This is a genomic window from Ahniella affigens, assembly GCF_003015185.1.
In the GTDB taxonomy this organism is placed as follows: Bacteria; Pseudomonadota; Gammaproteobacteria; order Xanthomonadales; family Ahniellaceae; genus Ahniella; species Ahniella affigens.
Window position 1 is genome coordinate 5727343 of sequence record NZ_CP027860.1, and the last position, 13486, is coordinate 5740828.

Annotated in this window: 11 protein-coding genes; 6 read left to right on the forward strand and 5 right to left on the reverse strand. The window is 60.7% G+C overall.

The features are described 5' to 3' along the window. Positions 1–251 precede the first annotated feature (251 nt). Positions 252–3005 (reverse strand): DNA polymerase I, encoded by a 2754-nt coding sequence (polA, locus tag C7S18_RS22290; RefSeq protein WP_106893649.1) that lies wholly within the window; start codon positions 3003–3005, stop codon positions 252–254. Positions 3006–3193: 188 nt separating this feature from the next. On the opposite strand from polA, the gene C7S18_RS22295 reads away from it, so the two are divergent. The 3 genes from C7S18_RS22295 to queA all read left to right on the forward strand — a co-directional run bounded on the left by C7S18_RS22295 (position 3194) and on the right by queA (position 5387). Continuing rightward, positions 3194–3613 (forward strand): DUF6491 family protein, encoded by a 420-nt coding sequence (locus tag C7S18_RS22295; RefSeq protein ID WP_106893650.1) that lies wholly within the window; start codon positions 3194–3196, stop codon positions 3611–3613. A gap of 149 nt (positions 3614–3762) precedes the next feature. Next, on the forward strand, positions 3763–4173 hold the full coding sequence (locus C7S18_RS22300) for a DUF6491 family protein (protein ID WP_106893651.1): 411 nt from the start codon (positions 3763–3765) through the stop codon (positions 4171–4173). 170 nt (positions 4174–4343) lie between these two features. Then, positions 4344–5387, forward strand: coding sequence for a tRNA preQ1(34) S-adenosylmethionine ribosyltransferase-isomerase QueA (gene queA / locus C7S18_RS22305; protein ID WP_106893652.1), 1044 nt, complete (start codon positions 4344–4346; stop codon positions 5385–5387). Positions 5388–5594: 207 nt separating this feature from the next. Here queA and C7S18_RS22310 read toward each other — a convergent pair whose 3' ends face one another. From C7S18_RS22310 to C7S18_RS22325, 4 genes are all read right to left on the reverse strand, one after another. Continuing rightward, positions 5595–6509: a recombination-associated protein RdgC gene (locus tag C7S18_RS22310; RefSeq protein ID WP_106893653.1), complete on the reverse strand. Its 915-nt coding sequence runs from the start codon at positions 6507–6509 to the stop codon at positions 5595–5597. Positions 6510–6575: 66 nt separating this feature from the next. Beyond that, positions 6576–7460: a tRNA 2-thiocytidine(32) synthetase TtcA gene (ttcA, locus tag C7S18_RS22315; RefSeq protein ID WP_106893654.1), complete on the reverse strand. Its 885-nt coding sequence runs from the start codon at positions 7458–7460 to the stop codon at positions 6576–6578. A 137-nt stretch (positions 7461–7597) separates the two neighbouring features. Then, a complete protein-coding gene (locus C7S18_RS22320; protein ID WP_106893655.1) occupies positions 7598–8944 on the reverse strand; it encodes a sensor histidine kinase in 1347 nt (448 codons plus the stop codon). Next, on the reverse strand, positions 8944–10332 hold the full coding sequence (locus tag C7S18_RS22325; RefSeq protein WP_106893656.1) for a sigma-54-dependent transcriptional regulator: 1389 nt from the start codon (positions 10330–10332) through the stop codon (positions 8944–8946). Before C7S18_RS22325 ends, C7S18_RS22320 begins: the two co-directional genes overlap by 1 nt. Positions 10333–10408: 76 nt before the next feature. On the opposite strand from C7S18_RS22325, the gene C7S18_RS22330 reads away from it, so the two are divergent. The 3 genes from C7S18_RS22330 to C7S18_RS22340 are packed head-to-tail and all read left to right on the forward strand — an operon-like array spanning position 10409 to position 13397. Further along, positions 10409–11401, forward strand: coding sequence for an HlyD family secretion protein (locus C7S18_RS22330; RefSeq protein WP_106893657.1), 993 nt, complete (start codon positions 10409–10411; stop codon positions 11399–11401). After that, complete coding sequence (locus C7S18_RS22335; protein WP_240623944.1) at positions 11398–12321, forward strand: ABC transporter ATP-binding protein; 924 nt, start codon at positions 11398–11400, stop codon at positions 12319–12321. The genes C7S18_RS22330 and C7S18_RS22335 overlap by 4 nt, the downstream gene beginning before the upstream one ends. After that, the gene (locus C7S18_RS22340; RefSeq protein WP_106893658.1) at positions 12318–13397 is read left to right on the forward strand and encodes an ABC transporter permease; all 1080 of its coding nucleotides are present in this window, start codon (positions 12318–12320) and stop codon (positions 13395–13397) included. Before C7S18_RS22335 ends, C7S18_RS22340 begins: the two co-directional genes overlap by 4 nt. The last annotated feature ends 89 nt before the right edge of the window (positions 13398–13486 follow it).

The following is a 13486-nucleotide window of genomic DNA, read 5'->3' on the forward strand; positions in this document are numbered from 1 at the left end:
GCTTGGGGGCACACCCGGGGCTGGGGTTGCAGGCGAGGATCTTGCGAACCGTGGACCTGCTATGGGGTTCACTCTCACGAGTGTTGGATCACTTGGGGAGACGATCCGACGACTAAGATTGCTCCGCATCGTGGATAGTTCAACCCAGGACGGATTCTAATTCAGCCGCGGTTCAAACCTGTGACTCAACTGCAAATTTTTTGTCTCATGTTCAGCTTTCGTACGGGTACATGCAGGAATGAAACTGAAAATCAGTGCGCTTCGTCCCAGTTTTCACCTACGCCGACGTCAACTTCGAGTGGTACCAGCAGTTCCGCCGCTGCATCCATCCGCTCAATCAGGCCAGATTTGATGGCGTCTACCTGATCCTCGCGGATCTCGAAAACCAGTTCATCGTGCACTTGCAGCAACATCCGCGCACAATTCTTCTTGTCGGCCAGCCACTGATCGATGGCCAGCATGGCCCGCTTAATGATGTCGGCGGCGGTGCCCTGCATGGGTGCGTTGATGGCGGCGCGCTCGGCGCCAGCGCGGAGCCCGGCGTTACGAGAGTGAATCTCATTCAAGTACAGTCGGCGCCCGAAGACGGTCTCGACATAACCCTGTGCCTTGGCCTTCTCGCGAATACTGTCCATGAAGGTCCGCACGCCCGGATAGCGCGAGAAGTAGCGACTGATGTAGTCGTTCGCTTCCTTGCGGCCAATGTCGAGTTGCCGGGCGAGTCCAAATGCGCCCATGCCGTACATCAGACCAAAATTGATGGCCTTGGCGGCGCGACGTTGCTGGCCGCTGACTTCATCTGGCTCGATGCCGAAGACCTCGGCAGCGGTGGCGCGATGCACGTCAATGCCTTCCCGGAATGCGCGCAGCAGGCCTTCGTCCTCAGACAGATGCGCCATGATCCGAAGCTCGATCTGTGAGTAGTCGGCCGCCACGATCTTCCAGCCCGGCGGCGCGATGAACGCCTTGCGGATGCGCCGACCGTCTTCGGTGCGGATCGGAATGTTCTGCAGGTTCGGGTCGGTTGACGATAGGCGTCCGGTTTGTGCGATCGCTTGATGAAACGATGTGTGCACGCGTTTGGTGTCTGCGTTGATCTGCAACGGGAGCTTGTCCGTATAGGTCGACACCAGCTTCGCGAGGCCGCGGTAATCCAGAATCAAGCGCGGCAGCTCATGATGTTCGGCAAGATCGCTGATGGCGTCCTCATTGGTCGAGGGCTGCCCGGAAGGGGTCTTCGCCAGCACCGGGAGCTTCAACTCGTCATAAAGCACCGCCTGCAGTTGCTTTGGCGAATCCAGGCTGAAGCGGTGGCCTACCAGTTCGTAGGCGCGTTCGACCAACGCCGACATCCGCGTGCGCATGTCGTGCGTTTGCTGCTTCAGGAGTTCGGCGTCGATCAGAATGCCGTTCTGCTCCATGCGACGCAACACAGGCACCAGCGGCATTTCGATGTCGCTGAAGATCGACAGGAGTTTCGGTTCGGCTGCCAGGCGAGGATGCAAGGTCTGATGCAGACGCAACGTCACATCCGCATCTTCGGCTGCATAGCGCGTGGCCGTGTCCAGATCCACGTCGGCAAACGAAATCTGCTTCGCGCCTTTGCCGGCAACTTCCTCATACGCCACCGGTTTGTAGTTCAGATAAAAGTTCGACAGTGAGTCCATGTCATGGCGACTCGCAGTCGAGTTCAGGACATAGCTCTCCAGCATCGTATCGAACCGGTAGCCGCGCATCTCGATGTCATACCGGGCTAGTACGTGCATGTCGTACTTGCCATGCTGGCCGATCTTGCCAATCGTCTCGGATTCCAGAATCGGCTTCAGCAGATCGAGCACCTCCCGTCGATCGAGCTGCGCTGGAACCCCGGGCCCTGTGTGCGCGAGGGGCACATACGCAGCGATTTTCGGTTCGATGGCAAATGACACGCCGACGATCTCGGCCTGATGCGCATCGAGACTCGTCGTCTCCGTGTCAAACGCAAACACCGCGCAGGTGCGGAGTTGGTCGAGCCAAACGTCCAGCCGCTCGCGATCGCGCACACATTCATAGCTGCCGGCCTGATCAAACCCGGCAATGGGCGCGGGTGCCACCTTGGGGGTGGGCGTCGCAATTGGCCCGGCCGCCGGCACCGCGGGCTCGCTGCTCGCGTTGCCCGTGCTCGCCTCGAGCTCCTTCAGTGCGGCTCGGAATTCATAACGGGCGTAGAGTGTCTTCAGTGCATCCACGTCGGGCGGTTGGCGCGTCAGGCTCTCGACCGTCATGGGCAATGGCAGGTCACAGCGAATGCGCGCCAGTTCCTGCGACAAGGGCAACTTGGGCAATGCCGCGCGCAGATTCTCGCCGATCTTGCCGGTGATCTCGTGGGCGTGATCGGTCAGGTTCACCAGGCTGTCGTACTGATTCAGCCACTTCGCGGCGGTCTTCTCGCCGCATTTGTCGACGCCTGGAATATTGTCGACCTTATCGCCCATCAGCGCGAGAAAATCGACGATCTGATCCGGGCGCACGCCAAACTTCTCGACCACGCCGGCTGCATTCATGCGCGAGCCGGTCATCGTATTCACCAACTCGACGCGTTCATCGACCAATTGGGCCAGATCCTTGTCGCCCGTCGAGATCGTGACTTTCAGATCATGCGACTCAGCCTGTCGGGCCAAGGTGCCGATCACATCGTCCGCCTCGACCTTCGGTTCGCGAACGACGGGAATGCCCAGCGCGCGGACGATCGCGAGCATGGGTTCAATCTGGGCACGCAGCTCGTCCGGCATGGGTGGTCGATTCGCCTTGTATTCCGGGTACAGCTCATGGCGGAAGTTCTTGCCACCCGGGTCCATCACAAAGGCCAAGTAGTCGGGTTTCTGTGCCAAGTGCGAACGCAGCATGTTGACGACACCGAACAGCGCGCCCGTGGGCTCGCCGTGCACGTTGCTGAGCGGCGGCAACGCATGAAAGGCCCGAAACAAGTAGGCAGAGCCGTCAATCAGGATCAGTCTTTTGCTCATCGTGGGCGCCTTCGAAAATTCTTCCGGGTTGCTATTGGAACAGCGTTCGCGGTTTCTGGAAACCCTGCCTGAATCGGCGCCAACTGAACGGGGCGACTCGCAGTAATTCACGCATTGGCTCCCATAGAATCGATTCGCGGGGACAATTCGGCCGGAAACGGCTTCTTGAACGTTGCAAGGAGTGAGCCATGAATGTCCTGAAATCGTTGTTGCTTGCACTACCACTGCTGGGCCTCACCGCCTGTGCCGAGCATATGCAGATGGTCAAAGCGCGGGATGCGCAAGACCTTGCCGAGTTCAAGCGCTTTGCTGGCGAGCCAATCAAACGCGTCAGGGGCTTCACCCCGATTGATCGCTGGCGTTCCTTTGACGACCAGAATTTTGCAATCTGGATTGGCACCAATCGGGCCTACCTGATCAGTTTGCGTCGGCCGTGCTTCGATCTGCACCACCAATTGCAGATTCGGATCACGGGCGGGACGGGCACGGTGGACTCGATGCTGAGTCGAGTCGAGTTTGATCAGCAACGGTGTCGTATCCAAGAGATTCGCCCGCTCGATGACAAGGCGCGCCGCGCTGAGCGTCTGACCGTGGCAGCGAATTTCTAGGCCGTAGGGCGCTGCCGGTTGGCGACAGTCATGCCAGGTACCCGAGCCAGCACCCTCGAAACCACCGGGGGTGCCATGGCGAACACAGCCAGATATCACCGACGCCGATTCGCGGCACGGTATGGTTCGGAACTTCGACGGAGTGAGTCATGAACATGAAATTTCCATTGCTGCTGCTGGTCGCCGGGCTCACGTCCTGCGCGGAACATACCCGTATGGTCAAGGCGCGTGATGCGGCGGCGCTGGATGAGTTCCGCCAGTTTGCGGGTGAGCCGATCAAACGCATTCACCAGTTCCAGGAGGTCGATCGCTGGCGCTCGTTCGATGACGAGCATTTGGCAATCTGGATCGGCGTCAATAAAGCGTATCTGCTGACCTTGAAGAATCCTTGTTTCGATCTGCATCGCCAGCTTGGCATCCGCATTACCAACACCAATGGCTTTATCGACGCGAAGTTCGACCGCGTCGAGTTTGATCACCAATGGTGCCGGATCGAGGAGATCCGACCGATCGACGAAAAGGCGCGTAAGGCGGCCGGTCGCGCCGCCAAAGCGAGTTGAGGCGGGCTGAGCTAGTCGGCCCTGAACCAGATTGGCTCATGTCGCATCAAGGCGTGTGCCGCGAGTGCGTCCAGCACGAATCCGGCGAGAAACACCCCGGATTCGTGCCGCCTCTGGGATAATGTGCGATTGGCTGCATCGTGCAGTCGCCCCGCGTACTCGCCCGGCCCATGCGCAAACAGGACTTCCATTTCGAATTGCCCAAAGAGCTTATTGCCAGTGTGCCGCTACCCGAGCGCAGCGCGAGCCGCTTGCTCGTTCTGGATGGCGAAAGCGGACCGTTGCTGGACCGGCAGTTCCGAGATTTGAGCCAGTGGCTGCGGCCTGGCGATCTCCTGGTCTTCAATAATACGAAAGTGATCCCGGCGCGCACATTTGGCCAGAAGGAAACGGGCGGCGCGGTCGAGATCATGCTGGAGCGTGTCCTGGACGAGCATCGCGCGCTGGCGCAGATTCGGGCCAGTCACGCACCCAAGCCGGGTGCGCTGATCACGCTGGCCAATGGCGAGCATGTCCGCGTGGGTGGCCGCATCGATGGTTTCTTCGAGATTGCGACGACGACCTCGGCGCGGAATCTTCTGGACCTGTTCGAAGCGGTCGGTGAAATGCCGCTGCCGCACTACATGGAACGACGGCCGGAAGACGCCGATCGCGAGCGTTATCAAACGGTCTACGCGAAAAACCCCGGTGCGGTGGCAGCGCCAACGGCTGGGCTGCACTTCGATCAGCCCTTGCTCGATGCCCTGCATGCGCAAGGCATCAACCGGTGCGAAGTGACCTTGCATGTCGGTGCGGGCACGTTCCAACCGGTGCGCGTTGACGATATTCGCGAGCATCGGATGCATGCAGAGTGGGTCAGTGTATCGGCCGAGACCGTCGCCCAGATCGCGGCCACGCGCCAAGCCGGTGGTCGAATCATTGCGGTTGGGACAACCAGTGTGCGCGCGCTCGAAAGTGCAGCGGCTAGTGGCGAACTACAGCCGTTCAGCGGCGACACCCGCATCTTCATCACGCCCGGGTATTCGTTCAAAGTGATCGATGCATTGATCACCAACTTCCACCTGCCGGAATCGACCTTGCTGATGCTGGTCTCGGCGCTCGCGGGGCGCGAGCGCGTTCTCGCAGCGTACGCCCATGCGGTTCAGCAACGCTACCGGTTTTTCTCCTACGGTGATGCGATGCTGATCTTGCCGGGTGGATTCGCGCGCGATTGATCTGCGGCTTGCGGAGGTCGGGCTGTATTGCGGCGTGGCAATGCCCGCCGGGCGCACTTCGACTTGCCTGATGACGGTGTAGTAGACACCATCAACCCGAACCCGGATCAAGACCGGGCTGGCGAATGAATTCACCCATCTCTCTCGTCACCCCGGACTTGATCCGGGGTGAGTTTCAACCAGCCCCTGATCAGCGCCACTTCGGTCTTACTTGCCCGCTGGGCGATGCACGGCGAACGTCTTTTCAAGATCGCCGAGCAGCTGATTCACTTCCAAGACCATCAACGCGAAGCGTGCGTCGAGTTCAGCGCGAGCCGACTCACGATCACCGGACTCCAGCGATTCCACGGCGAGATCCAGCAGCTTGAACTTGCGCACGGTCAGCAATTCGTCCAGCACAAAGCTCAGGCGCTCACGATAAACAATCGCGAGTTGCGTGACTTGCTTACCGCATTTCAAATGCTCGCGAATCTCTTCGCTCGCCAAGTCCTGGCGTCGGCACTTGACGATCGCGCCCCGGTCAGCCGGGTCTTTCAATTCGATCTCGTCGCCAAGCTCAAACCCTTCTGGCAACTTCGCCTCGATCAGCCATTCCGTCATCAGCGCGCGCGGCGACTCCTCGGCCTCTGCCTGCACCGCCGGGAAGCTGCCAAGCGTTTCGCGCAGTTGACTGACCACGTTCTCGGCCTGCTTCCGGGACGACGTATCGATGATCATCCAGCCATCATCAAGATCGACGTACGAAGCAATTCGACTCGGGCGCGTCAATGCGCGCGGCATCAGGTCGGTCAGCGCGTCTTCCTTCAGCTTGCGGCGCTCGCGGGCACCGACCGGTCGGCCGCGCTCCGCTTCGATCGCTGCGGCCTTATCGGCGACATACTGATTGACGGTGGCCATCGGCAGAATCTTGTCCTCACCGCCAAGCGTGACCAATCGATAGCGGCCATGGCTATGCATGAGGTCTTCCTCATTGCGGCCATAGGGCGAGATCCAACCGCGCGTGGCCATTTCCAATGGTCCGCAGGGGCGTAACGCATGTTCAGCCAACTTGGCTTCGAGCTTCTTGAGCTTGCCGGCGGTCTCCGGCGAAAAACGGAACAGCGTCAGATTCTTGAAAAACATGAGGGTCCTAACTGGGTTGCCAACTTGGCCGGAACCAAGCGCAGCAGCGTGTGGAGGGGAACTGGTTTACTGAACCAGTACCGGCAGCGGAAACGGCTTGCGCACGGCTTCGGGGGTGTCGCCAGCGAGCCAATCCTGCTCGCTAAGCCGCGCTTCGGTGCGCGCGCCAAGTCCGACGAAATCGAACAGTTTGGGATCCGCCAATTGTGAGGGACGAACGTCGGTCAGCGCGCGGAACAGCGTTTCCGTACGGCCAGGATGTTGGCGCTCCCAATCTTGGAGCATCTGTTTGATCACCTTGCGCTGCAGGGTTTCCTGCGAGCCACAGAGGTTGCATGGAATGATCGGAAAGGCCATTGCCTCGGCGTAGTCCGCGATGTCGGTTTCCGCGCAGTACGCGAGCGGTCGGATCACAATGTGCTTGCCATCATCCGAGCGCAGCTTGGGCGGCATGCTCGACAACTTCGCGTGGTAGAACAAGTTCAGGAACATGGTCTCGACCAAATCATCGCGGTGATGACCTAGCGCAATCTTGTTGAAGCCTTCGCGTTCGGCGAATGTGTAAAGCGAGCCACGACGCAGGCGCGAACATAGGCCGCACATGGTCTTCCCTTCGGGTACCACGCGCTTGACGACGCTATAGGTGTCTTGCTCCAGAATCGTGAACGGCATCGCCACGCTTTGCAGGTAATCGGGAATCACCGCGCCATCGTAATCCGGCTGTTTCTGGTCCAGGTGCACCGCATGTAGTTCGAAGGAAACCGGGGCTTTCGCCTGCAACTGGCGCAGCACATCGAGCATCGTATACGAGTCTTTGCCGCCCGACAGACAGACCATGACCCGATCGCCGTCCTCGATCATGTTGAAATCAGCAATGGCCTGACCCACCTGCCGACGCAAGCGCTTTTTCAACTTGTTGAACTCGTGGATTTCTTTGCGCGCGGCCGGCATGGCTGCAACCGATCTGAAAGGGGGTCGATAGTCTACCTGGAACTGGCTGGAGCAGTTCGACGCAATTCGGCAACACCCAAAATCAACCACTTGCGTGGCGAATACGAGTCGATGGTCGGAATCGCTCGACCGATCACTCAGGCATCGGGCCACGACAACACGGCCTCGGCGCCGCCATCCGGATGATTGCGAAGTTCAAAATTGCCGAGGTGCGCTTCGAGAATTTGTCTGGTTAGGACCAGGCCAATCCCACTGCCGCCTGGCTTCGTTGTAAAGAACGGCACGAACAAATTGTCGCTGGGCGGAAGCCCTGGGCCGCGATCGCGAACACAGACTCGCAGTCGATGGCCATCGCGCATGGCACTCAGCGTGATGGGTGCCGATTCGGGCGACGCTTCCGCGGCATTCTTCAGCACATTGATGAGCGCCTGCTCGATTTGATCCGGATCCACCATGGCCGACAGTTCGGGATGACAGTCGATCTGGATTGGACGGCGTGGTTCCAGCAGTGCCACGCGTTTCAGCAACTCGGCAAGCCGTGTTGGGCGACGTTTCGGAATCGGCAGCTTGGCGAGCGCGGTATAGCCAGCCATGAAGCGATTCAGTGACGCGGCCCGATCCCCGATCAGGCGCAGACCGTCGACTACATCCTCGCGCCAATCCGAGGGCAGCGGGTCTCGCTGCACTACACTATCCAGACTCTGCGACAACGATTTGATCGGCGCTAACGAGTTGTTGAGTTCATGCCCCAGCACGCGGATCAGACGCTGCCACGCGAGGCGTTCCTCCTCGCGCAATGCTCGCGACAAATCCGAGATCACCAGTAGCACGTGCGGCACACCGCCTTGGCGAAACTGCACGGTCGACAGTTCGAAACGGCCGCTGCCGCCAGGGAATTCCCGCCGCACGGTGCGTGACTCGCTGACGGTGAGGCAATCGGCCAAACCGAGCGCCGACGCCGGTTGCCCGATCACACTGGACTGATCCTTGGCGAGCAGCCGCGCCGCCGCCGGGTTCAGCAGCCGGACGTGCTGATGATCGTCAAACGTCAGTACCGCAATGTCGATCTCCTGCACGACTTTGCTCAACAGCGCCAATGTTTCCTCGACGCGCAGGCGTTGCTCACGCAGTGTCTCGGACAGTGCGTTGACTTCCCAGACCACGTCGCCGATCGCGTCGCCGCGGCGGGCTCTCGAGCCACGCAGACTGAAATCGCCCTCGCGGAGCGCTTCCAGCAAGTTCGACAGGGTGTAGAGCGGAAACACGACCCGATGCCGAAGCCGGAACGCGAGCATCAGCGTGACCAGGCAAGCAGGGATCAGTATCCAGGACCACAACGTGACGGGCACAAAGAGCCACATCACGACGAACAGCGTCAGCAGCAACGGTAGTGTCAGCAGCAGGGCAGACCACAATACACTGGCCTCGAAGCTGAGCTTTGTCGCCTTGCGCGGACCTTCCTGCAAGCCTGGAACCAGGCGCATCAGTCCTCTCCTCGGATCCCGAATTTCTCCAAGCGTCGATACAGTGCGGCCCGGCTCAGGCCGAGCGCCTCGGCGCTGCGTTGGATATTGCCTTGATGGCGCTTCAAGGCATCGCGGATGAGTGCCTCTTCCTGGTCGTCCAGTGTGGTCGGGCCGGCCGTCGGTGACGCGCCGGGAACGACGGGCTCGCCCGCCTGCGACAGATGCAGCGCACTGATCTGATCGGTATGGCTGAGCAGCGCCGCACGCTCCAGAACATGGCTCAGTTCGCGCACATTGCCAGGCCAGTGATACTGCGCGAGTTCACGAAGCGCGCTCGGGGCTAGGGTCAGCTGGCCGCGTTGATACCGTTTCGCAAAGCGCTCCAGATACACCTCGGCAAGCAAGGGCAGATCGTCGAGCCGGTCGCGCAAGGGTGGTAACACCAGTTCCACCGTGTTCAGTCGAAACAGCAGGTCCTTCCGGAACCGGCCGTCTTGAACCTCCTTCCGCAAATCGGCATTGGTTGCCGAGACCAAGCGCACATCTACACGTGCTGTTCTGGATGAGCCGACGCGCTCGAGTTCGCCGTCCTCCAAAACCCGAAGCAATTTGGGCTGCTGCGACGGCGGGATATTGCCGATTTCATCGAGGAACAGCGTGCCCCCGTCGGCGAGTTCAAACCGCCCGACACGGTCTTGCTTGGCGTCGGTAAATGCGCCTTTGACGTGGCCGAACATCTCGCTTTCGAACAATTGCTCCGGAATCCCGCCCATGTTGACCTTGATCAGCGAGCGCTCGGCGCGCGTGGATGCAGCGTGCAGCCGCTTCGCAAGCACACTCTTGCCCGTGCCATTTTCGCCCAAGATCAGCACATTGGCATCGGTCGGTGCGACGCGCTTCAGCATCTCCATCACTTGCAACATGGACTTGGACGCTGCGACAAAGGCCTCATCCTGCTCCGAGCGCAGCAATGCATTCTCGGCGTGGAGTCGAGCATTGCGCCGGCGCTCCTCACCGAGCGCAATCTGCGTCCGGAGAATGCTGAGCAGGCGGTGATTGTCCCAGGGCTTTTCGATGAAATCGGCGGCCCCCGCCTGCATGGCCTGCACGGCGAGATGAATGCTGCCCCATGCCGTCATGACGACCACCGGTAAATCCGCATCCAGGGCCTTCAGCCGGCGCAGCAAGTCGATCCCTTCCTGGCCCGAGGTCGTATCGCGCGAGTAATTCAGGTCGATCAGTGCGCACGCGAACTGTTGGCGCCGGACCGCGCTGAGTGCGTTGTCGGGATCGCCTTGCATTTGTGCTTGCAGGCCCTCGGACTTGAGGAGGAAACGCAGCGCCTCCAACACATCGCGCTGGTCGTCGCAGATCAGGATCGGCAGTTTGCTGGAAATCGCGTTCATCCCGCATTGTGACCGATGCCAGGGGGAGTCGGAAACCGTATCATCCGGCACATCTGACTGGCAGGCGAGGTTGCCGATGCCGCTTTACCGTTATTCCGCGTTTCGTATGGGCCTCGCCGCACTGTGTGGCGGCGCACTGATGACGGGCTGCCATCAGGCGGTGCCCGATCCAACGCTGCTTGGCACCCTGGAGGCCGACCGGATCGAAATCGTTGCCGAGAGCGCGGAGCGCATTCTTGCCGAACCGGTACCCGAAGGCACGATGCTGGCGGCCGATACCGTGATTCTGAGCCAGGACCCGGCACGCCTGAATTGGCGGCTTGCTGCGGAAACTGCCGAGCTCCAGCGCATCCAGGCGCAACTGGCGGAATTGCTCGCGGGTACGAGATTGGAGGACCTCCAGCAAGCCGAGGCGCAATTGGCCTCGGTGCGGGCGCGCTTGGCGCTGGCTCGGGACGAGCGCGAACGCGCCGAGCAGATGCGCAGTCGTGGCCTCCTGAGCGAGCAGGACCTGGATCGCGCCCGCCGCAATGTGGAAACGCTGACGAGCGATCAGGCCGCGGCTTCTGCCGTTCTAAAGCGACTGCGGGCTGGCACGCGGACCGAGCAGGTCGATGCAATGCGGGCCGCAGAAGTCGCCCAGCGGGCGCGGCTTCAGGCCACCGAACTCGAGATCAGTCGCCTGCAACGCACCGCACCGCGTGCCGGCCTGCTCGAAACCCTGGTACTGAAAACCGGTGATCAACCCAAGCCGGGCGACGTGCTGGCCGTGATGCTGGCCGCAGACAGTGTCTATGCGCGCGTGTTCGTGCCAGCGCCGTTGCGCGCTGATTTGCAGTTGGGTCAGGTGCTTGATGTGTCGGTCCAAGGCCTGGATCAGCCGCTGGCCGGGCGCGTCCGTCGGTTGGCCTCGGAGGCGAGCTTTACGCCCTATTACGCGCTGCACGGAGACGATGCCGAGCGGCTCAGTTACCTGGCCGAAATTGCGCTGCCCACGGCCAAGCTCGGGGCCGTTCCGTTGGGCGCGCCGGTGGCCGTCGTGCTGCCCGCGGCCGGAAGCGAGCCATGAGCGATGCCATTACGGCGCGCCAGTTGAGTCGGCGTTTTGGCGACTTGCTGGCGGTGGATGGGCTCAATCTGAATGTGGAACGAGGGAGTGTGCACGGATTTCTGGGCCCCAATGGCTCCGGCAAATCAACGACAATCCGGATGCTCGCCGGACTTTTGATGCCGAGCTCCGGTGATATCGAAGTGCTCGGTCAGAAGTTGCCAGCCGCGGCCGAAGCGGTGCGTCGGCGGATGGGTTACATGACGCAGAAGTTCTCGCTCTATGAAGACTTGAGCGTCCGCGAGAACCTCGAATTCCTGGCCCACATACACGGGCTCTATGGCGCCAAAGGCCGGCAGCGCGTCAACGAACTGCTTGGCCGCTATCACCTCGATAGCCGCCAGAAGCAATTGGCTGGCACGCTCTCCGGGGGTGAAAAACAGCGATTGGCGCTGGCGGGCGCGGTGCTGCACGAACCCGAGCTCCTGCTGCTCGATGAGCCAACGAGCCAAGTCGATCCGCAATCACGCCGCGACTTCTGGGACGCCTTGTTCGATTTGGCGGACGCTGGCACGAGTCTCTTGGTGTCGACGCACTACATGGACGAAGCCGAGCGTTGCCACCGCTTGGCGATTCTCGATCACGGTCGACTGGTGGCCGAGGGCACGCCGCAACATCTGATCGAGGCGTTGCCGTTTGTCGTGGTGCGCTTGCACGCCGAGCGGCCGCGGGCGATCCAGCAAGCCTTGAGCGGCGTCGATGGCGTCAGTGGCATTGCGCAATTGGGTGCCAGCCTTCGCGTGCTGCTGCGGCGCGATCTGGACCGCGATGCGTTAGTAAAGCGTCTGAATCAGCAAGGTTTTTCGGTGCAGATGGAGGTCATCGCCGGCAATCTGGAAGATGTCTTTGTCGCCGCAACGCATTCCGGAGGCCGTTCATGAATCTGCGGCGACTGCGTGCGGTGGTGATCAAAGAGCTGAAACAGCTCCTTCGCGATCGGCTGACCGCGGCGATGATTTTCGGTATTCCGACCTTGCAGTTATTGCTGTTTGGCTTTGCCATCAACACCGATGTGCGTGGCCTGCATGCGGCCGTCATTGATCAGGCCGACAGCACGGCGAGTCGCGAACTGGTCGCACGCCTCGAGCATTCGCAAGTGGTCACGCTGGTTCATGTCGGACGCGAGGTCAGCGTCGCCGATCGGCTCATGCAATCAGGCGATGCGAGCGTCATCCTGTTGATTCCCCGTGATTTTGAACGCCGCCTGCAGCGCCCGGGCGAGCCACCGGCACAGTTGATCGTCGATGCGTCAGATCCCTCGATCCAAGCGGCGGCCCGACAACTGACGGAGCTGCCGTTGCCCGGTGCGAGTCCGACGAATCGCCTGGCGCTCTTGAATCGTTACAACCCAGAACGGAAGTCTTCAGTCAACACCGTGCCGGGCTTGATCGGTGTGATTCTGACGATGACGATGACCTTATTCACGGCCGTCGCCATCGTGCGTGAGCGTGAGCGCGGGAATCTCGAAATGCTGATCGCAACGCCGTTGACACCAGGCGAGTTGATTCTCGGCAAAGTGCTGCCGTTCGTGCTGATTGGGTTGATTCAAGTCACCGTCGTACTGACGCTCGGCGTGTTGATCTTCAGTGTGCCAGTGCGTGGCGAGTTGTGGCAGGTGTATGTGTCAGCGCTCACTTACATTCTGGCCGCGCTGGGGCTCGGTGTATTCCTGTCGACGTTCGCGCGCACACAATTCCAGGCCATGCAAATGGCGTTCTTCACGTTTCTGCCGCAAATCCTGATGTCTGGCTTCATGTTTCCGTTTGCCGGCATGCCAAAGGCGGCGCAATGGATCGGCGAGTGCCTGCCGCTGACGCATTTCATTCGCCTGGTGCGCGGCATCGTATTGCGTGGCGCAGACTTGCACGAGCTCGCGCGCGAGATCGGCATTCTGCTGCTGTTTTCTGCGATCACGTTGGGGGCAGCCACCTTGCGCTTCAGAAAGCGGTTGGATTGAATTCGGTCTGATCGAAGCAACATCAGCATCCGTAGATTCCGTACGGAACTATTGGTGCCAGCTGGTGTGCTGATGACAACAAACCTTGA

Coding starts and splice junctions, on each gene's coding strand:
- polA (WP_106893649.1), bottom strand. CDS start 3,005: ATGAGCAAAAGACTGATCCTGATTGACGGCTCTGCCTACTTGTTTCGG.
- C7S18_RS22295 (WP_106893650.1), top strand. CDS start 3,194: ATGAATGTCCTGAAATCGTTGTTGCTTGCACTACCACTGCTGGGCCTC.
- C7S18_RS22300 (WP_106893651.1), top strand. CDS start 3,763: ATGAACATGAAATTTCCATTGCTGCTGCTGGTCGCCGGGCTCACGTCC.
- queA (WP_106893652.1), top strand. CDS start 4,344: ATGCGCAAACAGGACTTCCATTTCGAATTGCCCAAAGAGCTTATTGCC.
- C7S18_RS22310 (WP_106893653.1), bottom strand. CDS start 6,509: ATGTTTTTCAAGAATCTGACGCTGTTCCGTTTTTCGCCGGAGACCGCC.
- ttcA (WP_106893654.1), bottom strand. CDS start 7,460: ATGCCGGCCGCGCGCAAAGAAATCCACGAGTTCAACAAGTTGAAAAAG.
- C7S18_RS22320 (WP_106893655.1), bottom strand. CDS start 8,944: ATGCGCCTGGTTCCAGGCTTGCAGGAAGGTCCGCGCAAGGCGACAAAG.
- C7S18_RS22325 (WP_106893656.1), bottom strand. CDS start 10,332: ATGAACGCGATTTCCAGCAAACTGCCGATCCTGATCTGCGACGACCAG.
- C7S18_RS22330 (WP_106893657.1), top strand. CDS start 10,409: ATGCCGCTTTACCGTTATTCCGCGTTTCGTATGGGCCTCGCCGCACTG.
- C7S18_RS22335 (WP_240623944.1), top strand. CDS start 11,398: ATGAGCGATGCCATTACGGCGCGCCAGTTGAGTCGGCGTTTTGGCGAC.
- C7S18_RS22340 (WP_106893658.1), top strand. CDS start 12,318: ATGAATCTGCGGCGACTGCGTGCGGTGGTGATCAAAGAGCTGAAACAG.